Origin of the sequence: Curtobacterium sp. NPDC087080 (assembly GCF_044745105.1) — a bacterium.
GTDB lineage: Bacteria > Actinomycetota > Actinomycetes > Actinomycetales > Microbacteriaceae > Curtobacterium.
This window is the reverse complement of the sequence record NZ_JBIUZP010000006.1, coordinates 1-22,991: the sequence shown is the minus strand read 5'-3', so window position 1 is coordinate 22,991 and position 22,991 is coordinate 1. Positions and strand designations below refer to the sequence as shown.

The window sequence follows — 22,991 nt, the reverse complement described above, 5'->3', positions numbered from 1 at the left end:
GAGGCTCGTGGCGAGCCCGCCACGAGCCTCCCGTCCGCCGCCCTGTCACGATTGAATGCATGCGCATAGACTCGGGGCGTGCGCGAACTCGGCTTCCTCTCCTTCGTCCCCAACCACGGCGGCACCGCCGGTGCGGCCGCCGCGCTGGAGGACGGCCTGCGCCTGTTCGAGACGGCCGAGTCGCTCGGCTACGGCACCGGCTGGGTGCGCGGTCGCCACTTCGAGCCGTTCCTCACCAGCCCCATGACCTTCTTCGCTGCCGCCGCGCAGCGTACGAGCACCATCGGGTTCGGCACCGCCGTCCTGGGCATGCGCTACGAGGACCCGATCCGTCTCGCCGAGGACGCCAGCACGGTCGACCTGCTCAGCGACGGTCGGGTGCAGCTCGGCATCAGCACCGGGATCGCCGGCTACGGTCCGATCCTCGACCCGGTGTTCGGCGCGTCCGAGCGCAGCTTCCGCGACGAGGCCGAGGCCCGGGCCGCCCGGCTGCTCGAGGTCCTGCAGGGCGAACCGCTCGGCACCGCGGGGAAGGGCTACGAGAGCATCCCGGCCGGCGCGGACCTGGCGCTGCAGCCGTTGTCCCCGGGCCTGCGTGACCGCGTCTGGTGGGGTGGCGGGAGCACGGGCACGGCGGTCCGCACGGCCGAGAAGGGCCTGCTGCTGCACTGTTCGACGCTCAACACCGAGGACACGGGCGCCCCGTTCGCGCGCGCACAGGCCGACCAGCTCGCCGCCTACCGCGACCGGTTCGCCGAGCTGCAGGCAGCCGGCGAGCACCCGGGCCGGACGCCGCGGGTCGCCGTCGGCCGGATCGTCGTGCCGCTGCTCGACGAGCACGACCGCCGGGTGCACGAGGAGTTCCTCACCGGCTACGCGAGCGGGATGGACGACGAGGGCCGCCCCCTGAGCGGTCCGCCGTTCCGCTTCAGCAGCATCGTGTCGGGCGGCGTGGACGAGATCGTGGACGCGTTGGCGGCGGACCCGGCCGTGCAGGCGACCGACGAGCTCGTGATCACCCTGCCGGCGAACGGCGACGCAGCCGCGCACGAGCGCATCCTGCGGATCGTCGCGGAAGAGGTCGTCCCGCGCCTGGGCTGACGCGTCACCGGCGATCGGCCACGTGCCGAGGGGGCATCCGGCCGGGGCTCGAGTCGGGTTGGTGAGGTCCGACGAGCCCCGAGCCGGATGACCATCTCGTCCCTGATCCGCACGGGATGGTGGCCCCACTCTCCCACTTCCCAAAGGATTTGTCATCATCGCTGCGCGGATATTGACGGACTGTCAGCTATCCGCGACAACCCCTGGTCAGGAGCGGGGAGGCCCGCCTGCAGACCGTTGTCCCCGGAACGACGAATGCGCCCCCGCGCGGACGCGGGGACGCATTCTGGACGCACCGGGCTCGAAGGGGCTCCACGACCGGATCAGGAGGCCGCTTCGCTCACACGACGAGCCCTCGGTGGTGCGCGCACCGACGGTAACCAGCCGACTGGCGCGAGTTCATGCTACTGAATGAACCCGCGCACGTGCGGAAATCGGCTCACTCCAGTTCGAGGGACGCCGAACCCGCGAGGTCGACGACCGACGCGCCGACGTGGAGCTCGAACGTCCCCGGCTCGTACCGCCAGGCTCCGTCCCAGTGTGCGAAGGCACGCGCCGGGACCTCGACCGACACCTCGGTGGACTCCCCCGCGCCGAGCCGGACGGGCGCGAACCCGACGAGCCACCGCACCGGACGGTCCACCGACGACTCCGCACGCGAGGCGTAGACCTGCACGACGTGCTTCCCGGCGCGGTCACCCGTGTTCGCGACGGTCGCGGTGACGATCGCGGCGTCGCCCTCGGCCACGGTCGGCGACGCGGAGACGCCGTCGATCGTCCACGTGGTGTAGCCGAGGCCGTGCCCGAAGGGGTAGGCGGGCTCGGTGCCCGCGCGCAGCCAGGCGCGGTAGCCGACGTGCACACCCTCGTCGTACGCGACCTTGCCGTCGACCGGCGTGACGTCCTGCACCGGGACGTCGGCGAGGGTGGCCGGCCACGTGGTGGGCAGGCGACCACCGGGCTCCGCGGCTCCGGTCAGGACGTCGGCGAGCGCGTTGCCGTACTCCTGTCCGCCGAACCAGGTCAGGAGCACCGCGGCGACGTCGTTCCGCCAGGGCATCTCGACCGGCGAACCGGAGTTCACCACGACGATCGTGTTCGGGTTCGCGGCGGCGACGGCACGGACCAGGTCGTCCTGGTGGCCGGGCAGTGCGAGCGACGAGCGGTCGTAGCCCTCGGACTCGACCTTGCTGTTCGTGCCCACGACGACGATCGCCACGTCGGCGTCACGGGCCGTGGCGACCGCGGCCTCGATCAGCGCTACGGGGTCGGCGTCGCTCGGCTCGGTGCCGAACTGGTACGCGAGCACCCCACCGAGCGCCTCGTCCTGCACGATGTCGTGCTCGATCCGGATCGCGAGCTGTTGCCCCGCCTTCACCGACACCGGCACCGAACGCGCCGGCGGGTTGAGGAACGCGGCGCCGAGCTGGTCCCCCTCGACGGGGACGGTCTCGTCGAGCAGGAGCGCACCGTCGACCCACATGCGCGAACGGCCGGCGGCGCCGATGCCGATCCGCACGGTGCCCGTCGTCTCGGCCGTGTACGTCGTGGTGACGTCGAGGCGGTCGGACTCACGGATCGGGGCGTCGCCGCCGAACCAGAACAGGGCGGTGGCACGGCGGTCCTCGACGAAGAGCTCCTCGCCGTCCTTGACGAACGCCACCCGCGCTCCGGGCTCGCCGGTCGCGGGGTTCGTGATGGTCGACAGCGGGAACTCGGCGATGCCCTCCTGCACGACGGCACCGATGGCGTAGTCCACCGTCGCGCCCGGGAAAGCCGCGCGGATGCCCCCGATGGGCGTGACGACGTGCTCCGGCACCACCGTCGCCGATCCGCCGCCCTGGGTGCGGGCCTGGTCGGCGTTGTGCCCGAGGAGCGCGATCCGCGACACCGCAGCGGCGTCGAGCGGCAGGATCCCGGTGTTGCGCACCAGGACGGTGCCCTCGGCCTCGGCCTCGCGGACGAACGCGACGCCGTCCTCGACGTGCACGGGCTCGGCCGCGACGGGCTCGAAGCCCTCGAGCGCGCCGACACGGGCGGCAAGGGTCAGGATGCGCCGGACCTTGCGGTCGATCGCCTCCAGCGGGACCTCGCCCGACTCGACCGCGTGCAGCAGCGGTCCCTCGCTCCACCACTGGTTCGGGCCGGGCATCGCGACGTCCTGCGACGCCTTCGCCGCGTCGACCGAGCGGACGCCGGTCCAGTCGGACACGACGATGCCGTCGAAGCCCCACTCCGAGTTGAGCGGGGTCTCGAGCAGGTCGTTCTCGGACGCGGTGACGCCGTTGATCGCGTTGTAGGACGACATGACCGCCCAGGCGTGCGCCTCGGTCACGGCCTTCTCGAACGCGAGCAGGTACAGCTCGCGGAGGGCACGGTCCGAGACCTCGGTCGAGGCGGTGAAGCGATCGGTCTCGTAGTCGTTGGCGACGTAGTGCTTCGGGGTCGCGGCGACGCCGTTCTCCTGCACGCCGTCGACGTACGAGGCCGCGAGGTCCCCGGTGAGCACCGGGTCCTCGCTGAACGCCTCGAAGTGTCGGCCGCCGAGCGGGGAGCGGTGCAGGTTGATGGTCGGACCGAGCACGACGTCGACGCCCTTGCGACGCGCCTCGACCGCCGCCGCGGCGCCGTAGCGCTTCGCGATCGCCCGGTCCCAGCTCGCCGACAGCGCGGTGGCGGACGGCAGGTTGAGCGACGGGTCGCGCTCGTCCCAGACCTCGCCGCGGACGCCGGAGGGGCCGTCGGACATCAGGATCCGGCGCAGCCCGATCTTCTCGACCGGCCAGGTCGTCCAGAAGTCGCGTCCGGTCAGCAGCTGGACCTTCTCCTCGGTCGTCAGCTGCCCGAGGAGCGCGTCGATGCGCTCGGCCAGCGGCGACGCGGCGGTCGGACGGGAGGCGCGGGTGGTGTCGTCCACGGTGGTCACGATGGTCGGTCCCTTCGTTGTGCGACGGGCGCCGGGGCATGACCTCCGCGCGCCTTCGTCGGCGGCTGGCGTCAGCGTAGCAGGCAAAACCTATCGCGAGTAGGTTTCTCGGGCCGGTATCGCGCTGTACGCTCGCGCCATGGCACGACGGGGTTCGTACGCGAAGGGGATCGCGAAGCGCGAGGAGATCCTCACGGTCGCGCTCGACCTCGTCGCACGGCAGGGGTTCCGGCGCACGAGCATCAAGGACATCGCCGACGCGGTCGGTCTCACCCAGGCCGGGCTCCTGCACTACTTCGACTCGAAGGACGACCTCTGGGTGGAGATCCTCCGGCGTCGCGACGAGGTCGACCTGGCGCACGACTGGGGCACCGCGGCCGAGGACCCTGGCGCGTTCCTCGCGGCGATCGTCCGGCACAACACCGAGGTCCCCGGCCTCGTGCAGATGTTCGTGAACCTGTCCGCCGCCGCCGCGACCGACGCCGAGCACCCCGCGCACGAGTACTTCCGCGAACGCTACGAGCGCAGCCGGGGCGACTTCGCCCGCGACTTCCGCGCCATGCAGCAGGACGGGCGGCTCCGCACCGACGTCGACACCGAGCAGCTGGCGAGCGTGCTCCTGGCGATCTCGGACGGCATGCAGATCCAGTGGCTGTACGACCCGTCGCGGGACATGGCCGAGCACGTCGAGCTCGTCGCGCGGCTCGCGGTCGCCCAGTCCGTCACGCCCGCCTCGGCCTGACGGCACCCTGCGGCCGACGCCCGACAGCGAGGAGCCGTACCGGGCCGCGCCGCTCGGACAGGTACCACCAGTGCCTGGCCCGGGTGCAGGCGCGCACGGCAGGATGGGCTCCGGCCGACCAGGCCGTCCGACGACGATGTGGAGTGACGCGATGACGCGTGTTGTGGTGACCGGAGGCAGCGGCAAGCTCGGACGGGCGGTCGTCCGCGACCTCGACGAGCACGGGTACGACGTGGTCCTGCTCGACCGGGTGCCCTCCCCCGACAAGCCCGAGCGGGTGCCCTTCGTGCGCATCGACCTGAGCGACTACGGCCAGGTGCTCGGCGCGCTCACCGGCATCGACGACCGCTACGACCGGGTCGACGCCGTGGTGCACCTCGCCGCCGTGCCCGCGCCGGGTCAGGTGCCCGACGTCGCGCTCATCACGAACAACGTCACCGCGTCGATCAACGTCTTCCACGCCGCCCGCGTCGCTCGCATCAAGAACGTGGTGTGGGCGTCGAGCGAGACCCTGCTCGGCATCCCGATGGGCGAGCACCACCCGCCGTACCTGCCCGTCGACGAGGAGTTCGCGGTCCGCCCGCAGTCGTCGTACTCGCTCGGCAAGGCGGTGGAGGAGGAGATGGCCCGCCACTTCACCCGCTGGGACCCGGAGCTCAAGATGATCGGGCTGCGCTTCTCGAACGTGATGGACGAGACCGACTACCCGTCGTTCCCGTGGGACGCCTCCCCCGAGGCCAAGACCTTCAACCTGTGGTCGTACATCGACTCACGCGACGGAGCGCAGGCGGTGCGGAAGGCCCTCGAGGCCGAGCTCACCGGGTTCGAGGCGTTCGTCATCGCGAGCCCCGACACCGTGATGGACACCCCGACGATCGAGCTCGTCGAGCGCTTCGTGCCGGACATCGAGCGCCGCACGGACATCGACGGCACGAGCTCCCTGCTCTCGAGCGAGAAGGCGCGCGAGCTCCTCGGTTACGCCCCCGAGCACACCTGGCGGAACCACCGCTCGCACTGACCGGACGGGAGGCGCGGGGCGACCTCAGGACGTCGGTGCGAGCAGCAGGCCGTCCAGCACCAGGTCGCGCACGCGCGGCAGCAGGTCTGCCGCGAGCGCGCGCTCGTCGACGCCGGTGATCTGCGCGATGGCGCCGACGATGGCCGCGACCGACAGCTCCCCGTCGCAGGCGCCCACGAACGCGGCGAGCGCCGTGTCCGCGTCCACGCGTCGGCCGAAGCCGCCGCCCTGCACGAGGGTGATCACCGTCGGGTCGTCGTTCCCGGGCCAGTAGTGCCGTTCCTCGGTGACGTCACCGGCGACCCGCAGGTGTGCGGCGGCGAGGGCCTCGTCGTCGTGCGCCCCGAGCCACTCGGCAGCGTCGAGCACCCGCGCGACCGTCGCGCCGAGCCCCACGGGGTTGGAACCGAGCGCCTCGGGGACCCGCTCGGCGCGGCGGAGGCGAGCCGTGCCTCCCGGCCGACCGGCGTCCGTCGCCGACGCGCGCCGGACGACCACGTACCCGAAGCCGACGCCGGTGACCCGACGCGTGGCGAAGTCGTCGAGCCAGGCGTCCACGAGCCGGTCGAACGCCTCGGTGCCGGGCTTGGTGCCGCCGTCGCGGATCCAGGTCTCGGCGTAGGCCGGCGGGTCCTCGCGCTCCCGTTCGACGACCCACAGGTCGAGGTCCTCGGCGTCCGCGAACCACGAGCGCACCCGGTCGAGCCCGTCGACGCCCCAGCGGTACTCCCAGTTGCCGAGCAGCTGCGCGGTGCCTCCGGGCTCGAGGTGGTCGGCGAGCCCTCGGAGCACGGTCTCGACGAGCGCGTCGCCGACCATGCCGCCGTCACGGTACTCGTAGGAGGGCACGTCGTCGCGACGCGGCGTGATGACGAACGGCGGGTTCGAGACGATCCGGTCGAACCGCTCCCCCGCGACCGGCTCGTACAGCGACCCGAGCCGGAACTCGATGCCGTCGATGCCGTTGAGCGCCGCGTTGAACCGGGCGATGTCGAGCGCCCGGCGGGAGATGTCCGTGGCGACGACCTGCTCCGCGAAGCGACGGGCGTGCATGGCCTGGATCCCGCACCCGGTCCCGAGGTCGAGCACGCGTCGGACCGGGACGGGGACCTGGAGCCCGGAGAGCGTGGTGGACGCACCACCGATGCCGAGCACGTGCTCCTCCCCGAGTGCGGTGCCGAGCGCGAGCTCCCCGAGGTCCGAGACGACCCACCAGCTGCCGGCGCCCTGGTCGTCGACGAAGGCGTAGGGCCGCAGGTCGACGGTCGGGTGGACCCGTCGGTGCTCGGTGTCCGGCAGCCCGGAGTCGTCGATCTCGTCGCGGTCGGTGTCGGCATCGGTGCGCAGCAGCCCCGCGGCCAGGACCCGGTCGAGCCCGGCGGACGGGAACGCCCGCTCGGCGTCGCTCCGGGCGACCGGCAGGCCGAGCACGAACAGCGTCGCGAGGGTGGTCAGCGGCGTGGCCTCCCGCGCCGCGAGCGCCCGGAGCGCGGCGACCCGTGTGCCCCGGTGCAGCGACGCGGCCGCCTCGGTGCCCCAGAGTGCGTCGATCCGCTCGACGGTGAAGCCCGCTGCGTCGAGGTCGGCGGCGAGCGCCGTCGTCACCCCGGGGTCGGTCGAGATCGTGGGGAGCTCGTGTGCCGCTGCTGCCCGCGCCCGCCCGGTCACGCGGGGACCTCCTCGCGCATGACGGAGGCGGGGACCTGCCACGCGGCCACCAGGTCGAGCAGCCCGGGGAAGCGCTGCTGCACGTCCTCGATGCGGGCCCGGCTCGAGCGCGTCAGCCCCTCCTGGTGCTGCTCGAGCAGGCCGGCCTCGCGCAGGACACGGAAGTGGTGCGTCAGCGTCGACTTCGGTCGGTCGACCCCGACCCACCCGCAGCTGCGGACACCGCCGGCCGCGTCCACCAGGTAGCGGTGCAGGATCGTGAGCCGGATCGGGTCGCTCAGTGCGTCGAGCACGACGGGCAGGTCCAGCTCGGCGACGGTCGGCTGCGGCAGGCGTTCTGGGGTGACGACGGAGTCCACGGGCGCGGCGGGCATGCGACGACGGTAGCACCGCCGACCGGTCAGTACGACTTGCGTCGTACTGACGGACTGCTGTACGAATGCTGTCGTACAGCAGTCGATCCGACGGGAAGGCACCACCATGCAGTCAGCACGCGGAGTCGCGGGGTTCTGGATCCTCGCCGCCATGCTCTTCGTGGCGATGGCCTCGTCCTCGGTCCCGTCCCCGATCTACCCCGTCTACGCCGCCGAGTGGGACCTCACACCGCTCATGCTCACGGGGGTGTTCGCGATCTACGTCGCCGGGCTCCTCGTCACCATGCTCGTGGCCGGTCGGCTGTCGGACCACGTCGGCCGGAAGCCCGTGCTCGTCGCCGGCGGGCTGCTGCTCGTCGTGTCGCTCGTGCTGTTCACCGGTGCCGACGGGTTCACGGCCCTCGTGGTCGACCGGATCGTGCAGGGCGTCGCGGTCGGGCTGCTCATCGGGGCCCTCGGCGCGGCGCTCATCGACAACTCGCTCGAGCGCTTCCCGTCGCTCGCCGGCGTCCTGAACGGTGCCGTCCCGCCCTTCGCACTGGCCACCGGCGCGGTGTCGAGCGGTGCCCTGGTCGAGTGGGGTCCGGCACCGGAGCAGCTCGTCTACGTGCTCTTCGGCGCGCTCCTGCTGCTGCTCGTCGCCGCCCTGGTCGTCGTGCCCGAGCGGGTCACCCGCCGACCGGGCGCACTCCGCTCCCTCCGCCCGACCGTGTCCGTCCCCCGGGCGTCGCGCGCGCTGTTCCGCGGCGTCGCCGGTGCCCTCGTCGCGAGCTGGGCGTTGGGCGGGCTGTTCCTGTCGCTCGTGCCGTCGGCCCTCGGCGCGGTGTTCGGCATCCACGACCACTTCGCGGCCGGGGCCCTGATCGCGGTCGTCACCGGCGTCGGCGGACTCACGGGGCTCGCCATCCAGCGCCTCGACACGCGCCGGAGCCTGTTCCTCGGACTCGTCGCGCTCATCGTCGGTCCGGTCGTCACCGTGTCGTTCGTGTTCGCGCACTCGCTGCCCGGGCTCGTCGTCGGCAGCGCGATCGCCGGCGTCGGCTTCGGCGCGGGCTTCCAGGCACCGCTGCGGATGCTGCTCGCGACCGCCGCCCCCACCCACCGTGCCGGGCTGCTGTCGTCGGTCTACATCGTCAGCTACCTGGCGTTCGGCGTGCCGGCCGTCGTCGCGGGCCTCGTCGAGCCGGCGTTCGGCTTCGTCCCCGTGCTCGCCGGGTACGGCGCGTTCATCGTCCTCGCCGCGGCGATCGCCCTCGTGCTGCAGCTCGCATCGCGCGGCGCGGCCGGGGTCGAGGAGCGTGCCGCCGAGGCCGTCGAGCGCACGGCGACGGGCTCCGTCCGCACCGCCGACTAGTCGTCGCCGCGGAGGGTCAGTGACCCGGTCGCGCCCGGTTCGGTCGCTGCGCGCGGACCCCGGTGCTGCGGTGCGCATCGGCGTGCGCCGCGTCGACGTCGGCCTTGCCGCGGTCGGCGGCCTTCCGCAGCCACTGCGGCCCGTGCGCCTTCGCCCAGTCCCAGAAGCGGTGCAGCTGCGCACGCAGCCACGTGATGATGCGGTGGAAGAAGTGGAACTCACTGGCGAGGATCGTCAGGCCGATGAACACCACGAGCCACCCCGGGCCGGGCAGCGGCACGAGGATGAGCCCGATCACCACGACGAGCCCGCCGACGATCCCGACGAGCACCTTGTAGAACAGGTGCACGCCCGGCCGCGCGTGGATCCACGCGCGCATCCGACGGAACCACCGGAAGCGGTGGTGCCGGTCGTCGGCGTCGGTCTCGGGAGCCGTGGTGTCGGCACGCACGACCGCGTCGGGTCGCTCGTGGGTGTCGTCCATGGCGGCAACCTAGGGCGCGCGGCTGGGAAACGGCGGCGCAACCGGTCCACGCGACGTGAGCGGCGCCGGCGGGGGTGCGCCGCGCCTCCCGGACGTCACGGGCCTCGATCTGCAGGCGCGCTCGTTCCGTCGAGACGCCGCGCTCGTGCCGAGACGGCGTCAGAAGTGGCGGCGTCTCGCGCGCCCCGCGCCGTCTCGCGCAGACGGGGCCGTGTCGCGCCAACCGCAGCCCCGTCAGCGGTCCGCGCCGGCCTGGAGGCTCGTCACGCGTGGGCGACGCACGTCGCGGCCCACGGGACCGCGGCGAGACGGGCCTCCGGGATGGGTTCGCCGCCGACGGCGCATCGCCCGTAGGTGCCCGCGTCGAGCCGCGCGAGCGCGGCGTCGACCATACGGATGCGCTCCCGAGCAGCGTCCCGGACCGCACCGAGCGAGCCGCGTTCCCAGGCGAGCGTCGCTCCCTCGGGGTCGTGCTCGTCGTCCGAGTTGGCGTCCTGGCGGGCGTCGCTGACGTCCCGCATGCTGCGCTCGACGTCGGCGAGCAGCCGCTCGTTGCGCCGCCGTTCATCGGTCAGCGCGGTGCGGGGATCGTCCATGCCGACGACCGTAGTCGTGTCGGAATGCAGCCGCAGCAGCATGCGTTCGCATCGGCATGACGAAGATCGGGTTCCTGTCCTTCGGGCACTGGCGCGACGTGCCGGGCTCCCGGGTCCGCAGCGGCCGCGAAGCCCTCGTGCAGGCGATCGACCTCGCCGTCGCGGCCGAGGAGGCGGGCATCGACGGCGCGTACTTCCGCGTGCACCACTTCGCCCCGCAGCAGGCGGCGCCGTTCCCCCTGCTCTCGGCGATCGCCGCCCGGACCAGCCGCATCGAGATCGGCACCGGCGTGATCGACATGCGGTACGAGAACCCGCTCTACATGGCCGAGGAAGCCGCGGCCACCGACCTCATCTCCGGCGGGCGACTCCAGCTCGGCGTCTCGCGGGGGTCACCCGAGACCGCCCTCGCCGGGTACCAGCAGTTCGGCTACGTGCCCGAGGTGCACGACACCAACGGCGGCGACATGGCACGCTCCCACACCGACGTGTTCCGCCGCGCGATCGCCGGCGAGCCGATGGCGCACGCGAACCCGCAGATGACCGGGTCGGCCGGGTCGCTGCCGGTGTCCCCACTGTCGGACACGCTGCCCGACCGGATCTGGTGGGGTGCCGGGACCCGCGCGACCGCCGAGTGGACGGCCGAGCAGGGCATGAACCTCATGTCCTCGACCCTGCTCACCGAGGACACCGGCGTGCCGTTCGACCAGCTCCAGGCCGAGCAGATCGAGCGCTTCCGGACGACGTGGAGCGAGATGGGCTGGGAGCGGACGCCGCGCGTCTCGGTGTCGCGCAGCATCATCCCGATCACCGACGACGAGTCGCGGCACTACTTCGGCGTGCGGGCGCAGGTCGAGGGGCAGGACCAGGTCGGGCACCTCGACGGCGGGCTCGCCCGCTTCGGTCGCTCGTACATCGGGGAGCCGGAGCAGCTCGTGGCCGAGCTCGCCGCCGACGCCGCGGTCCGCGCTGCAGACACCGTGCTCGTCACCGTGCCGAACCAGCTCGGCGTCGAGTTCAACGCCCGGCTGCTCGCAGCGACGAAGGCCGTCATGGACGAGGTCGACGCGGCGCCCGTCCCCGCGTAGGTCGGGGCGTCCGGCTCAGGCTCCGGCGGGCGCTTCCGGCCACAGCAGACGGAAGCGCTCGCACAGGACTGGCATGTCCGGTTCGAACCCGCGCGGGTTCTCGGAGTGCTCACGCCAGTAGCGCTCGTGCACCGCGCGCCAGTGCGCGAGGGTGCGGTCCCCCTCCCCCTCGGCGCGGGCGTGCTCCTCGCCGACCTGGTCGAACGGGACGACCCGCAGGTCCGTCGTCTCGATCACGGCTCGGGGCTCGCCCCGCCCGTCGAGGATGACGCTGAGCTCGCCGACCTCGGGCAGCGCGTCGCCCGTCGCCTCGTAGTCCCACATCGACGACGCCGTGCCGTCCTTGATGCCGCGGAGCACCAGGTCGAGCAGGCCGTCCGCGTGGTCCGGCGTCGCGCCGAACGCCCACGCCTCCGGCACGGTCTCGGGGAGCTCCGGTGCCTCGTCGCGGCGGGCGGCCCAGAAGGCGGACAGGGTCTCGGCGTCGGCAGTGGTCACCGACCGACCGTAGCGCAGGTGCGGCCGGTCCCCCTTGTTGCCGACACCCGCTGTGGGACTGTGGCCGTGCCTCCCGGCTGCGTAGCGTCGACGTGCACCATCCACCGCACCCGCGAGGAGCACCCCGTGACGCTGCCGGCCGCCGGCTGGTTCCCGGACCCCCAGGACGCCCACCGCCTCCGGTGGTGGGACGGCCACGCGTGGGGCGGGGCGACGCGGGTGCTCCCGGCTCGGCAGGAGCCCGTCGCACCGGTCGTCGTCGCACCGGCCGGGCCGTCGTTCTCCGTCGAGGGCGCATCGGTCCGCACCGGATCCTGGGCATCCGGCGGTTCCGTGCAGCGGGTGGGGGCGGCGGCGCTCGTCGCGGTCCTGCTCGCGGCCGTGTCGGTCGTGTGGAACCCCGTCGGCATCGCGAGCACGCTGGCCGTCGTCACGGGCGTGCTCGCGATCGTCCGTCCCGGCGCGACCGGCGGTTGGCGGGTGCTCTGGCGGAGCGCTGCGGCGAGCGCCCTCGTGGTCGCCGTCGCCACGGGCGTGGTCGCCGCGTCGGCGCAGTTCCACCTGCTCTGAGCCCGGCAGCCGCTCCCGCCGCGCCCGCGGTGCTCGGTGCCCCGCACAACCGGGAGCAGATCGCGCCACGGTTCTCCACGGCGCGACGTGCTTCCGGTTGTGCCCGAGCACGTCGCGCCGCACGTCACCCCGGCCCCACCCCGGCCCCGCTCCCCGGCAGCCGCTACCGCCGCGCCCGCGGGTGCGCCGTCTGGTACACGTCGCGCAGCATGTCCGCCGTGACGAGCGTGTAGATCTGCGTCGTCGCGACGCTCGCGTGCCCGAGCAGCTCCTGCACGACGCGCACGTCGGCGCCGCCCTCGAGCAGGTGCGTCGCGAACGAGTGCCGGAAGGTGTGCGGTGACACGTGCGAGGCCAGCCCGGCCCGCTCCGCCGCCGCCTGGATCACGAGCCAGGCGCTCTGCCGCGACAGCCGGGCGCCGCGTGCCCCGAGGAACAGCGCCGGGGTCGACGCCCCACGCGCCGCGAACACGGGCCGGGCCCGCACGAGGTACGCGTCGACCGCGGCCCGCGCGAAGCTGCCGAGCGGCACGATGCGCTGCTTGTTCCCCTTGCCGGTGACCTTCACGACCGCGAGCCCGTCGCCCGCGTCGTCCTCCTGATCGGACAGCGTGGTGACGTCGTCCACCGACAGCCCCACCGCCTCGGAGATGCGCGCCCCCGTGGCGTAGAGCAGCTCCAGGAGCGCCCGGTCCCGCAGCTGCACGGGGTCGTCGTCCACGGAGCCCGCGGCGCCGAGCAGCCGCTCCATGTCGTGCACCGAGATCGCCTTCGGCAGTCGCGACGGTGCCTTCGGCGGACGGACGGCGGTGCCGGGGTCGAGCGGCAGCCAGCCCTCGGCTGCGGCGAACGCGGTGAAGGACCGTACCGAGCTGAGCATCCGGGCCACCGACCGGGGCGCGAGCGGCTGCTCCGGGCGCGAGGTCAGGTGCGTGACGAACCCGGCGACGTCCGCGCGGGCGAGGCGTGCGACGTCCGTCAGCGCCTCCGCTCCCCCGGCCCGGTCCGCGCCCGCGGAGTCGACCGCCGGCGCCGAGGCGAGCCACTCCGCGAAGACGGCGAGGTCCCGTCGGTAGGCGGCGACCGTGTGCTGCGACAGCCCACGCTCGACGGCGACGTGCCGCAGGTAGGTGTCGGTGGCACGGTCGAGGGGGATCACCCGACAAAACTAGTGCGGGACCGCCCTGCGGAGGTCGTCAGTGCAGCCCGGCGTCCGGCTCTCCGAAGCGGCAGGCGGTGAAGGTCACCGTGAGCCCGGCCCGGGTGGGTGCGGCGCAGAACAGGCCGGCTGACACGACGGCGTCCGCGTCGAGGTGCGCGACCCGCACCAGCCGAGGCTCCTCGCCGTCGGCCCAGGCCCGGATCGTCACGGCGTCACCGGACCGGCTCGCCCGGACCGTCACGACCCGCCCGGTCCAGGACGGCACGGGCGCGACGGACCAGTCGGACGTCCCGTGCGTCACGACGGCTCCGACCTGCGGCAGCCCGTCGGAGAACTCCACGCCCGCTTTCACCCACTCCTGCTCGTCGACCCGCAGGAACACCCCGGCCTGGTCGAACTGTTCCGCGAAGTTCAGGACGAACGAGACCTCCACGGCGAACGCGCGGTCGGTGGGTCGGAGGAGCGCGTGCTCCGAGTCGTGGACGAACCCGTACGAGGTCGTCCGCCAGGCGTCGCTGCCCTCCTCCGCGGTCACGAGCAGTGCGGCGCGGTCGACGACGGGTTCGACGGCGACGGGCTCGTGCGTCCAGTGCCCGTCCCGCAGCAGGGCACCGAGCCCGCTGTCGGCGGTCACGCCGTCGTGCTCCGCTTGCCCGCACCCCGCTCGCTCGCGCCGCGCTCGATCGCGTCGACCGCGAGGGTCGCGACGACGAGCGCCGAGTTCTGCAGGCGGCCGGCCAGGATGCCCTCGACGAGCTCGGCACGCGGCACCCACCGCGTCACGATGTCGGCTTCCTCGGCCTCACGCTCGAACGCCGAGGCCGTCGCGCGGACCCCGCGGGCCCGGTAGACCTGGATGAACTCGTCGCTGCCGCCGGACGACGTGTTGTACCGGACGAGGGGCTCCCAGTGCTCCGCCTCGAGGTCGGCCTCTTCGCCGAGCTCCCGCTGCGCGGCGGTCAGGTGGTCCTCGCCCTCGTGGTCGAGCAGGCCGGCCGGCAGCTCCCAGTCGCGCAGCTGCACCGGGTGCCGGTACTGCTGGATGACGAGGACGCGGCCCTCGTCGTCCTCCGCGAACACGGCGACGGCTCCGGTGTGGTCGATGTACTCACGCACCATGTCGTGTCCGTCGTAGTCGACGTGGTCACGGCGGACGTCCCAGACGGCACCCTCGTACACGACGGTGGAGTCGGTGACCTCGTACGAGGCGTGTTCGTCGGCGATCGGAGCGTCAGCGTCAGTCACCAGCCCATCCTGGCACGCACCCCCGTCAGCCCTCCCCGGGACGGACGGGAGGCGCGGTGCCAGCTGGCACCGCGCCTCCCGTCAGCCGTCCGGTCGCGTTACGCGACGACCTCCGCCGACTCCTCGGCCGGGTCGAACAGGCTGGACGCCTCGTGCCGCGCGATCGCCGCGTCCACCAGCCCGGCGAACAACGGGTGCGCGTTGGTCGGACGCGAGCGCAGCTCCGGGTGCGCCTGCGTGGCGATGTAGAACGGGTGCACGTCGCGCGGCAGCTCGACGTACTCGACCAGGGTGCCGTCGGGCGAGGTGCCCGAGAACACCAGGCCGGCGTCCGCGATCTGCTGGCGGTACGTGTTGTTCACCTCGTAGCGGTGACGGTGGCGCTCGCTCGCTTCGGGCGCCCCGTAGAGCGACGCTGCGAGCGACCCCTGCGTGAACGTCGCCGGGTAGAGGCCGAGGCGCATCGTGCCGCCCATGTCGCCACCGGCGATGATGTCGACCTGCTCCGCCATGGTCGCGATGACCGGCGTCGAGGTCTCCGGGTCGAACTCGGTGCTCGACGCGTCGGTCAGGCCGGCCTCGTGGCGGGCGTACTCGATGACCATGCACTGCAGGCCGAGGCACAGGCCGAGCGTCGGGATGCCCTGCTCACGCGCGAAGCGAAGCGCGCCGAGCTTGCCCTCGATGCCGCGCACGCCGAACCCGCCGGGCACGCAGATGCCGTCGACGTCGCCGAGCTGCTTCGCGGCGCCCTCGGGCGTCGTGCAGTCGTCGGACACGACCCACTTCAGCGTGACCTTCGCGTTGTGGGCGAAGCCGCCCGCGCGGAGGGCCTCGGTGACGGACAGGTAGGCGTCCGGCAGGTCGATGTACTTGCCGACGAGCGCGATGGTGACGTGCTTCTTCGGCTCGTGCACCGCGTCGAGGACGGGGTTCCACGCGGACCAGTCGACGTCGTGCGCGTCGAGCTTCAGCGCGTCGATGATGACCTGGTCGAGGCCCTGGTCGTGCAGCAGCGTCGGGAGGTCGTAGATCGAGGGGACGTCCACCGCGTTCACCACGGCGTCCTCGTCCACGTCGCACATCAGGGCGATCTTGCGCTTGTTCGACTCCGACACCGGGCGGTCCGAGCGGAGCACGAGGGCGTCCGGCTGGATGCCGATCGAGCGGAGCGCGGCGACGGAGTGCTGCGTCGGCTTGGTCTTCTGCTCACCCGAGGCGCTCATGAACGGCACGAGCGACACGTGCACGAAGAACACGTTGTTGCGGCCGAGCTCGTGACGGACCTGGCGCGCGGACTCGATGAAGGGCTGCGACTCGATGTCGCCGACCGTGCCGCCGACCTCGGTGATGATCACGTCGGGCTGCGGGTCGTTCTCGGCCTGCTCGCGCATCCGACGCTTGATCTCGTCGGTGATGTGCGGGATGACCTGGACCGTGTCGCCGAGGTACTCGCCGCGACGCTCCTTGGCGATCACGGTCGAGTAGACCTGGCCGGTCGTGACGTTCGCCGCCTGCGACAGGTTGATGTCGAGGAAGCGCTCGTAGTGCCCGATGTCGAGGTCCGTCTCGGCGCCGTCGTCGGTCACGAAGACCTCGCCGTGCTGGAACGGGTTCATGGTGCCCGGGTCCACGTTGAGGTACGGGTCGAGCTTCTGCATGACGACCTTGAGGCCGCGCGCCGTGAGCAGGTTGCCGAGGCTGGCCGCCGTCAGGCCCTTGCCGAGGGACGAGACGACCCCGCCGGTCACGAAGATCTGCTTCGTGACCTTCGGGGTCGAGGTCGAAGAATTGGTTCCGCCGCTGAGAGTGTCCGCCACGGGGTTCCATCGTACGTCAGAACTGCCGGGAGGCGCGACCCGCGTTGGCCGCGGGCGTTGCGCCCGCCGGTCGGTCACCCCCGCCGTCCCCGCGCCGTCCCCCGTTTCCGCGCCGTCCCTCGTTTCCGCGAAACGCAACGTCGGCGACGGAGCGCAGCGTTGTACCGCTGCGAGGAGCCGCCTTCGTTGCGTGTTGCGGACGCGAGCGGAGGGACGGGGTGGGACGAGCCTCCAGGCCGGACCCTCGGCTAGGCGCGCTGGCCAGCGACGTCGAGGAGCTCTCGTGCGTGCTCGATGCCACTCGCGCTGTCGCCCAAGCCGGAGAGCAGGCGCGCCATCTCCTGGAGCCGGTCCTCGCCCTCGAGCCGCCGCACGCTCGACGAGGTCACGGCGCCGCTGGCGTCCTTGACGACGTTGAGGTGGTTGTTCGCGAAGGCGGCGACCTGTGCGAGGTGCGTGACGACGATGACCTGCGTGCGTTCGGCGAGCTTCGCGAGCCGCCGCCCGATCTCGATCGCCGCCGCGCCGCCGACGCCGGCGTCGACCTCGTCGAAGACGAAGGTCGGCACGGTCGTGCTGCCCGCCATGACCACCTCGATCGCGAGCATCACGCGGGACAGCTCACCACCGGACGCGCCCTTGCCGATCGGGCGCGGGTCGGTGCCGGAGTGCGGCTGCAGCAGGATCGCGACCTGGTCACGCCCGTGCCGACGGTACTCGCCGCCGTCGGTGACCTCGACGACGAGCGTCGCTCCGGCCATCGCCAGCGTCCGCAGCTCGGCGGTGACACGCTTCGCCAGGTCGCCGGCCGCCTTGGTCCGGGCCGCCGTGAGCGCTGCGGCCGCCTGTGCGAGGGCCTGTTCGTCCTGCTCGACCGCCTGCTGCAGGGCGACGATGCGGTCGTCGTCGCCGTCGAGCTCCAGGAGCCGGTCGCTCGCCCGCTGGCCGTAGGCGATCACGTCGTCGACGGTCTCGCCGTACTTGCGCGTCAGGCCGGCCAGCAGTGCCCGACGCTCGTTGACGAGCTCGAGGTCGTGGCCGGCGTCGGGCTCGAGCGAGCCGAGGTAGCTGGACAGGCCGGCGGACGCATCCGACGCCTGGATCCCGAGTTCGGTCAGCTGCTCGAGCACGGGCTGCAGGGCCGGGTCCGACCCGGCGACGCGCTCGACGGCCCGACGTGCTGCCTCGACCAGGCCGACCACGTCGGCGACGCCGTCGAGGGACTCGCTCGACAGGGCCTCGTGGGCGGTGCCGGCGGCCAGCCGGAGCTCCTCGAGGTTGCCGAGGCGTTCGGCGCGCTCGGCGAGCTCGACGTCCTCGCCGGGCTGCGGGTCGACCGACTCGATCTCGTCCGACGCCGCACGGATCCGCTCGGCCTCGGCGACCCGGTCGTCGCGGTCGCGCACGAGCGTCTCCAGCTCGCCGGTGTGTGCCTGCCAGGTGTCGTAGGCGGCGACGTAGGCGTCCAGTGCTCGCTGCACCCCCTTGCCGCCGAAGCCGTCGAGGGCTGCGCGCTGCGCCGAGGCCGACGTCAGGCGGATCTGGTCCGACTGCCCGTGCACGGTCACCAGCTGGTCGGCGAGCTCGCCGAGCACCGCGACCGGCGCACTGCGACCACCGACCGTCGCCCGGCTGCGGCCCTCGGCGGAGACCGTGCGGGTGAGGATCAGCTCGCCGTCCTCGACGGTCCCGCCAGCGTCCTCGACACGCTCGGCGACGGCGGCGTGGTCCGGCACGTGCCAACGTCCCTCGACCACCGCGCTCGACGCACCCCGGCGCACCGAGCCGGCGTCCGCCCGGGCACCGAGCAGCAGCCCGAGCGCCGTCACGATCATGGTCTTGCCGGCCCCGGTCTCGCCGGTGACGACGGTGAAGCCGGGCCCGAGCTCGAGCGTGGTCTCGCCGATGACGCCGAGGTCGGAGATGACGATCTCCTCGATCATGCGTCGTCCTCGGTCGCCGGGCCGCGCCACCCCGCGACGGGCAACTGGAACTTGGCGACCAGACGGTCGGTGAAGGGTGCGTCCTTCAGCCGTGCGACCCGGACGGGGTCCTGGGAACGACGGACCTCGACCCGGGCCCCCGGCGGCAGGTCGTGGGTCCGACGGCCGTCGCACCACAGGACACCGACGCCGCTCGTGCGTCGGAGGACCTCGATCGCGAGCGTGCAGTCCGGCCCGACGACGATCGGCCGCGAGAACAGGGCGTGCGCGCTGAGCGGCACCATGAGCAGGGCGTCGACGTCCGGCCAGACGATCGGGCCGCCGCCGGAGAACGAGTAGGCCGTGGACCCGGTCGGGGTGGCAACGACGACGCCGTCGCAGCCGAACGACGACAGCGGACGGCCGTCGACCTCGGTCACGACCTCGAGCATGCGCTCGCGCGAGGCCTTCTCGATCGTGGCCTCGTTCAGGGCCCACGACGAGTAGACGACCTCGTGCCCGACGACCACGTCGACCTGGAGCGTCACGCGCTCCTCGACCTTGTAGTCGCCCGTCAGGGCACGCTCGACCGTGGCGCGCAGCCCGTCGCGCTCGCTCTCGGCGAGGAACCCGACGTGTCCCAGGTTGACGCCGACGATCGGGGCGCCCGTCCCGCGCACCAGCTCGGCGGCGCGGAGGATCGTGCCGTCGCCGCCGAGGACGATGACGATCTCGAGCTGGTCGGCCTGGACGTCGACGCCCAGGATGTCGACCTGGCCGACGGACGCCTCGGCCCGCCGGACGTCGGCGTACTCGTCGAACGGCATCACCGGGGTGAGTCCGGCGGCGTGGAGCAGGTCGCAGACCTCGACGGCGGCGTCGATGGAATCCTGTCGCCCCGTGTGGGAGACGAGCAGGATGTGCCGGTCGTCGTCGCTCATGCAGCCCCTTCCGTGAGTTCGGTGGCCCGATCGATCCACGCTGTCGGGTTCCCCCATCCTGCCGGATCACCCCCGACACGACGCTGGAAGTGCGCGAGGTACTCGTGGTTGCCGTGCGTTCCGACGATCGGCGAGGCGGCGAGTCCGACCGTTCCGAGGCCCGCGTCCCACGCCGACCAGAGCACGTTCATGAGCGCGTCGTTCCGGAGCGCGGCGTCGCGCACGATGCCCTCGCGCACGCCGCCCCGGCCGACCTCGAACTGCGGCTTCACGAGCAGCACGAAGTCGTCGGCGGGCACGGCGTCCGCCAGCACGGGCAGGACGATGCGCAGGGAGATGAAGGAGAGGTCGCCGACGACCAGGCTCGTGCGGGGCGCTGCGTCGTCGAGTGCCGTGTAGGTGTCGGGGGTGAGGTCGCGGGCGTTGCACCCCTCGACGACACGGACCCGCTCGTCGATCGCGATCACCGGGTCGAGCTGGCCGTGCCCGACGTCGAGGGCGACCACGCGGGCAGCACCGTGGTGGAGCAGCACCTGCGTGAACCCTCCGGTGCTGGCGCCCACGTCGAGCACCACGCGCCCGCTCGGGTCGACGTCGAAGACCTCGAGGGCACGCACGAGCTTCCGGGCCGCACGCGACACCCACTCGTCCTCGGCGTCGACGACGAGCTCGGCGTCCGGGGCGACCGGGGCCGAGGGCTTCACGACGGCCGTCCCGTCCACCGACACGCGGCCGGCCAGGACCAGCTTCGCCGCGGCGGTCCGTGAGCGCACGAGCCCGCGGGCGGCGAGCAGCGCGTCCAGGCGGACCGGTCGGTGCTCGTCGTGCTCAGCCACCGGTGCCGCCGTCGCCGCGTGCGCTCCCCCACACCTGCGAGGCACCGGCAGCGCGACCCGAGCTGTGTCCCTGCGGCGCCTGACCGCTCTCGAGCCGGGTGCGCAGGTCGTCGTGCAGCGCGGCGAAGGCGTCGGCTCGCTCGGGCAGGGGCAGGGCCTCGGCTGCCGCCGTGCGGGCCGCGAAGTCGTCCGCCTGCTGCGGCTCGGGCTGCGGCGTCGGGTGCTCGCGCGGCTGCGGCGTCGGGTGCTCGCGCTGCTGCGGCTCGGGCTGCTGCTGCGGGTGGGGCACGTCGGTCACGCTACTCGCCGCCGTACAGCTTCGGGTCGACGTCGAGGCCGTAGATCGCCAGCCCGGACTCCCAGATGAGCGCCGCACCCGCCCGGAGCCGGTCGATCGGCGCGCCGCTGTCGAGCACCCGGACGACGTGCCCGTGCATCGCCACCGTTGCGTCCCCGACCGACACGTACCGGGTGCCGTCCGCGTCCTGACGCCGCACCGTCACCGGGTACGGCTCGGACAGGCCGCGGAGGTCCTGCAGGACGTAGGTCGGTCGCGAGCGCTGGTCCGCCGCGAGCACCTGCTTCGCCTGGTCGATCCCCGTCAGCACGAGCACGCTCGGGATGCCCGCGTCGTTCGCGCCCTTGATGTCGGTGTCGAGGCGGTCACCGATGAACAGCGGGTGCTCGCCGCCGAACCGGGCGATCGCGGCGTCGAAGATCGGCCGTTCCGGCTTGCCGGCCACCACCGGCATCCGCCCGACGGCCTGGTGCACGGCGGAGACGAGCGTGCCGTTCCCGGGCGCGATCCCACGCTCGACCGGGATCGACCAGTCCATGTTCGTCGCGACCCACGGCACGTCCGGGTCGGCGAGGGCGAACGAGGCCTCGGCCAGGTGCGTCCACCCGAGGTCCGGCGAGAACCCCTGGATGACCGCTGCCGGAGCGTCGTCGGCGCTCGTCGTCACCGTGAAGCCCGCCTGCTCGACGATGCTCGTCAGCCCGAGGCCGCCGGTGACCAGCACGGTGGACCCGGCCGGCACCAGCGTCTCGAGCAGACGGACACCCGCTTGCGACGACGTCACGACGTCGTCCGCCGAGACCCCGAGCCCGTAGCCCTGCAGGTGTTCGGCGACGTCGGACGGACGGCGGGAGGCGTTGTTCGTGATGTACCCGACCCGAACCGTCAGCGACGCGCGCGTGAGCGCCTCGACCGCGTGCGGGATCGCGTTCCGCCCGCGGTACACGACGCCGTCGAGGTCGGTGAGGACGACGTCCACACCGTCCGTCGGCGGCTTCGGGACGTCAGTCGGCTGCTGAGCCGTCGACGTCGCGGGGGTTGTCGTCGTCGATCTCGCCGAGGTCGTCGTCGGGGTCGACGTCGTCGCCGAGCTGGTCGGTGTCGTCGAGCGCTCCGGCTCCGTGCTCGTCCCCGGCGACGGACTCGTCACCGCCGACGGCGTCGCGCTCGTCGTGTCCTTCGACTTCTTCCTCGACCACATCGACAGTCTCCCATGCGTTCTCGTCGGCGATCTCGGCCAGGGCGGCGGCGGCCCGGTCGACCCGCGCCCACCACTCGTCGGCCTCGTCCTGGCGGCCGAGCTCCTCGAGCGTGGCCGCGTAAGCACTGTAGAGGGCCGGCGACCAGCTGTACGCCGTCGTCGGGTCGAGCTGGGGGATCTCGAGCTCACCGAGCGCCGCCGTCGGGTTGCCCAGGTCGATCCGTGCGCCGGACATCGCGATCGCCAGCTCCACCTGCACCGCGGTGTCCAGCGCAGCACGGTCGATCGACCGGCCGAGCTCGAGCGCGCGCTCCGGGCGGCCGAGACCCCGCTCGCAGTCGACCATCATCGGCAACTGGTCGTTCTTGCCGGAGATGCGACGGTACGTGCGCAGTTCGCGGAGCGCCGTCGCGAAGTCGCCCGTGCGGTACGCGGTGATGGCCGCGGTCTCCCGGACCACCGCGACACGGCCGGCACGACGAGCGGCGCTCAGGGCGTGGAGGTTCGCCGTCTCCGGGTCCTCGTCGACGAGCAGCGCCGCCATGACGAGGTGCTTCGCGACCCAGTCCGCGTTGTCCTTGCTGAGCGTCTTGAGCTCTGCGCGGGCTGCCGGGTCGAGGTCGCGCGCCGAGACGCTCTCGTCGATCTCCGGGTCGTCGTGGCGCGGACGGACGGAGCGGGTGCCGTACGGGTCCCGGTCCTCCCAGTCGTCGCGGGCGGCCTCGCCGAAGCGAGCGCCGGCGTGCCGGGAGCCGTCACCGAAGCGGGAGCGGTCGCCGCGGTCGTCGTCACTCCGGGGGCGGTCGTCGCCACCACGGAACGGACGGCGGTCTGCGCCGTCACGCTGCGGACGACGGTCATCACCACCACGGAACGGACGACGCTCGTCACCGTCACGCTGCGGACGACGGTCATCACCACCACGGAACGGACGACGCTCGTCACCGTCACGCTGCGGACGACGGTCATCACCACCACGGAACGGACGACGCTCGTCACCGTCACGCTGCGGACGACGGTCATCACCACCACGGAACGGACGACGCTCGTCACCGTCACGCTGCGGACGACGGTCATCACCACCACGGAACGGACGACGCTCGTCACCGTCACGCTGCGGACGACGGTCATCACCACCACGGAACGG

General features: G+C 72.9%; 23 protein-coding genes. 7 read left to right on the top strand and 16 right to left on the bottom strand.

Translation table 11 applies throughout. The features are described 5' to 3' along the window. The first annotated feature begins 78 nt into the window (after nucleotides 1–78). Nucleotides 79–1,101 (top strand): LLM class flavin-dependent oxidoreductase, encoded by a 1,023-nt coding sequence (locus ACIPEQ_RS15065; RefSeq protein WP_402715795.1) that lies wholly within the window; start codon nucleotides 79–81, stop codon nucleotides 1,099–1,101. A gap of 439 nt (nucleotides 1,102–1,540) precedes the next feature. On the opposite strand, the gene ACIPEQ_RS15060 is transcribed toward ACIPEQ_RS15065, so the two are convergent. Further along, the gene (locus ACIPEQ_RS15060; protein WP_402715794.1) at nucleotides 1,541–4,027 is read right to left on the bottom strand and encodes a beta-glucosidase; all 2,487 of its coding nucleotides are present in this window, start codon (nucleotides 4,025–4,027) and stop codon (nucleotides 1,541–1,543) included. Nucleotides 4,028–4,166: 139 nt separating this feature from the next. Between ACIPEQ_RS15060 and ACIPEQ_RS15055 the strand changes: the two genes are divergently transcribed. After that, on the top strand, nucleotides 4,167–4,769 hold the full coding sequence (locus tag ACIPEQ_RS15055; RefSeq protein WP_126890659.1) for a TetR/AcrR family transcriptional regulator: 603 nt from the start codon (nucleotides 4,167–4,169) through the stop codon (nucleotides 4,767–4,769). A 151-nt stretch (nucleotides 4,770–4,920) separates the two neighbouring features. Further along, nucleotides 4,921–5,787 (top strand): NAD-dependent epimerase/dehydratase family protein, encoded by an 867-nt coding sequence (locus ACIPEQ_RS15050; RefSeq protein WP_402715793.1) that lies wholly within the window; start codon nucleotides 4,921–4,923, stop codon nucleotides 5,785–5,787. Nucleotides 5,788–5,811: 24 nt separating this feature from the next. Here the strand turns inward: ACIPEQ_RS15050 and ACIPEQ_RS15045 are convergent, their stop codons facing one another. Next, nucleotides 5,812–7,455, bottom strand: a complete 1,644-nt coding sequence (locus ACIPEQ_RS15045) for a methyltransferase (protein ID WP_402715792.1) — start codon at nucleotides 7,453–7,455, stop codon at nucleotides 5,812–5,814. Continuing rightward, nucleotides 7,452–7,829, bottom strand: coding sequence for an ArsR/SmtB family transcription factor (locus ACIPEQ_RS15040; protein ID WP_402715791.1), 378 nt, complete (start codon nucleotides 7,827–7,829; stop codon nucleotides 7,452–7,454). The genes ACIPEQ_RS15045 and ACIPEQ_RS15040 overlap by 4 nt, the downstream gene beginning before the upstream one ends. 106 nt (nucleotides 7,830–7,935) lie before the next feature. Between ACIPEQ_RS15040 and ACIPEQ_RS15035 the strand changes: the two genes are divergently transcribed. Then, complete coding sequence (locus ACIPEQ_RS15035; protein WP_209824057.1) at nucleotides 7,936–9,183, top strand: MFS transporter; 1,248 nt, start codon at nucleotides 7,936–7,938, stop codon at nucleotides 9,181–9,183. A 16-nt stretch (nucleotides 9,184–9,199) separates the two neighbouring features. Here ACIPEQ_RS15035 and ACIPEQ_RS15030 read toward each other — a convergent pair whose 3' ends face one another. Together ACIPEQ_RS15030 and ACIPEQ_RS15025 are read right to left on the bottom strand one after the other, a co-directional pair. After that, on the bottom strand, nucleotides 9,200–9,667 hold the full coding sequence (locus ACIPEQ_RS15030) for a TIGR02611 family protein (protein ID WP_238638083.1): 468 nt from the start codon (nucleotides 9,665–9,667) through the stop codon (nucleotides 9,200–9,202). 263 nt (nucleotides 9,668–9,930) lie between these two features. Further along, entirely contained in the window at nucleotides 9,931–10,263 is a 333-nt protein-coding gene (locus ACIPEQ_RS15025; protein ID WP_402715790.1) for a TraR/DksA family transcriptional regulator, read from the bottom strand. 56 nt (nucleotides 10,264–10,319) lie between these two features. Between ACIPEQ_RS15025 and ACIPEQ_RS15020 the strand changes: the two genes are divergently transcribed. Beyond that, a complete protein-coding gene (locus ACIPEQ_RS15020; protein ID WP_402715789.1) occupies nucleotides 10,320–11,351 on the top strand; it encodes an LLM class flavin-dependent oxidoreductase in 1,032 nt (343 codons plus the stop codon). Nucleotides 11,352–11,366: 15 nt separating this feature from the next. Here ACIPEQ_RS15020 and ACIPEQ_RS15015 read toward each other — a convergent pair whose 3' ends face one another. Continuing rightward, complete coding sequence (locus ACIPEQ_RS15015) at nucleotides 11,367–11,849, bottom strand: ASCH domain-containing protein (protein WP_402715788.1); 483 nt, start codon at nucleotides 11,847–11,849, stop codon at nucleotides 11,367–11,369. Nucleotides 11,850–11,975: 126 nt separating this feature from the next. Between ACIPEQ_RS15015 and ACIPEQ_RS15010 the strand changes: the two genes are divergently transcribed. After that, entirely contained in the window at nucleotides 11,976–12,419 is a 444-nt protein-coding gene (locus tag ACIPEQ_RS15010; protein ID WP_402715787.1) for a DUF2510 domain-containing protein, read from the top strand. Nucleotides 12,420–12,582: 163 nt separating this feature from the next. Here ACIPEQ_RS15010 and ACIPEQ_RS15005 read toward each other — a convergent pair whose 3' ends face one another. The 10 genes from ACIPEQ_RS15005 to ACIPEQ_RS14960 all read right to left on the bottom strand — a co-directional run bounded on the left by ACIPEQ_RS15005 (nucleotide 12,583) and on the right by ACIPEQ_RS14960 (nucleotide 22,388). Beyond that, nucleotides 12,583–13,575 carry a site-specific tyrosine recombinase XerD gene (locus ACIPEQ_RS15005; RefSeq protein ID WP_402715870.1) on the bottom strand — a complete coding sequence of 331 codons (993 nt, stop codon included), beginning with the start codon at nucleotides 13,573–13,575 and terminating at the stop codon, nucleotides 12,583–12,585. 40 nt (nucleotides 13,576–13,615) lie between these two features. After that, nucleotides 13,616–14,215, bottom strand: a complete 600-nt coding sequence (locus ACIPEQ_RS15000) for a DUF1349 domain-containing protein (RefSeq protein WP_402715786.1) — start codon at nucleotides 14,213–14,215, stop codon at nucleotides 13,616–13,618. Continuing rightward, the gene (locus ACIPEQ_RS14995) at nucleotides 14,212–14,826 is read right to left on the bottom strand and encodes an NUDIX domain-containing protein (protein ID WP_402715785.1); all 615 of its coding nucleotides are present in this window, start codon (nucleotides 14,824–14,826) and stop codon (nucleotides 14,212–14,214) included. The genes ACIPEQ_RS15000 and ACIPEQ_RS14995 overlap by 4 nt, the downstream gene beginning before the upstream one ends. A gap of 98 nt (nucleotides 14,827–14,924) precedes the next feature. Continuing rightward, nucleotides 14,925–16,646: a CTP synthase gene (locus ACIPEQ_RS14990; RefSeq protein ID WP_402715784.1), complete on the bottom strand. Its 1,722-nt coding sequence runs from the start codon at nucleotides 16,644–16,646 to the stop codon at nucleotides 14,925–14,927. Nucleotides 16,647–16,894: 248 nt separating this feature from the next. Then, entirely contained in the window at nucleotides 16,895–18,589 is a 1,695-nt protein-coding gene (gene recN / locus ACIPEQ_RS14985; protein ID WP_126892156.1) for a DNA repair protein RecN, read from the bottom strand. Then, nucleotides 18,586–19,509: an NAD kinase gene (locus ACIPEQ_RS14980; RefSeq protein ID WP_209680106.1), complete on the bottom strand. Its 924-nt coding sequence runs from the start codon at nucleotides 19,507–19,509 to the stop codon at nucleotides 18,586–18,588. The genes recN and ACIPEQ_RS14980 overlap by 4 nt, the downstream gene beginning before the upstream one ends. Beyond that, nucleotides 19,506–20,345: a TlyA family RNA methyltransferase gene (locus tag ACIPEQ_RS14975; RefSeq protein ID WP_402715783.1), complete on the bottom strand. Its 840-nt coding sequence runs from the start codon at nucleotides 20,343–20,345 to the stop codon at nucleotides 19,506–19,508. The genes ACIPEQ_RS14980 and ACIPEQ_RS14975 overlap by 4 nt, the downstream gene beginning before the upstream one ends. Next, nucleotides 20,338–20,634, bottom strand: coding sequence for a hypothetical protein (locus ACIPEQ_RS14970; RefSeq protein ID WP_402715782.1), 297 nt, complete (start codon nucleotides 20,632–20,634; stop codon nucleotides 20,338–20,340). Before ACIPEQ_RS14970 ends, ACIPEQ_RS14975 begins: the two co-directional genes overlap by 8 nt. Nucleotides 20,635–20,644: 10 nt before the next feature. Then, nucleotides 20,645–21,622: an HAD-IIA family hydrolase gene (locus ACIPEQ_RS14965; protein ID WP_402715781.1), complete on the bottom strand. Its 978-nt coding sequence runs from the start codon at nucleotides 21,620–21,622 to the stop codon at nucleotides 20,645–20,647. 25 nt (nucleotides 21,623–21,647) lie between these two features. After that, entirely contained in the window at nucleotides 21,648–22,388 is a 741-nt protein-coding gene (locus tag ACIPEQ_RS14960) for a hypothetical protein (protein ID WP_402715780.1), read from the bottom strand. 198 nt (nucleotides 22,389–22,586) lie between these two features. On the opposite strand from ACIPEQ_RS14960, the gene ACIPEQ_RS14955 reads away from it, so the two are divergent. Then, a partial coding sequence (locus ACIPEQ_RS14955) for a hypothetical protein (RefSeq protein ID WP_402715779.1) occupies nucleotides 22,587–22,991 on the top strand: 405 nt, incomplete at its 3' end.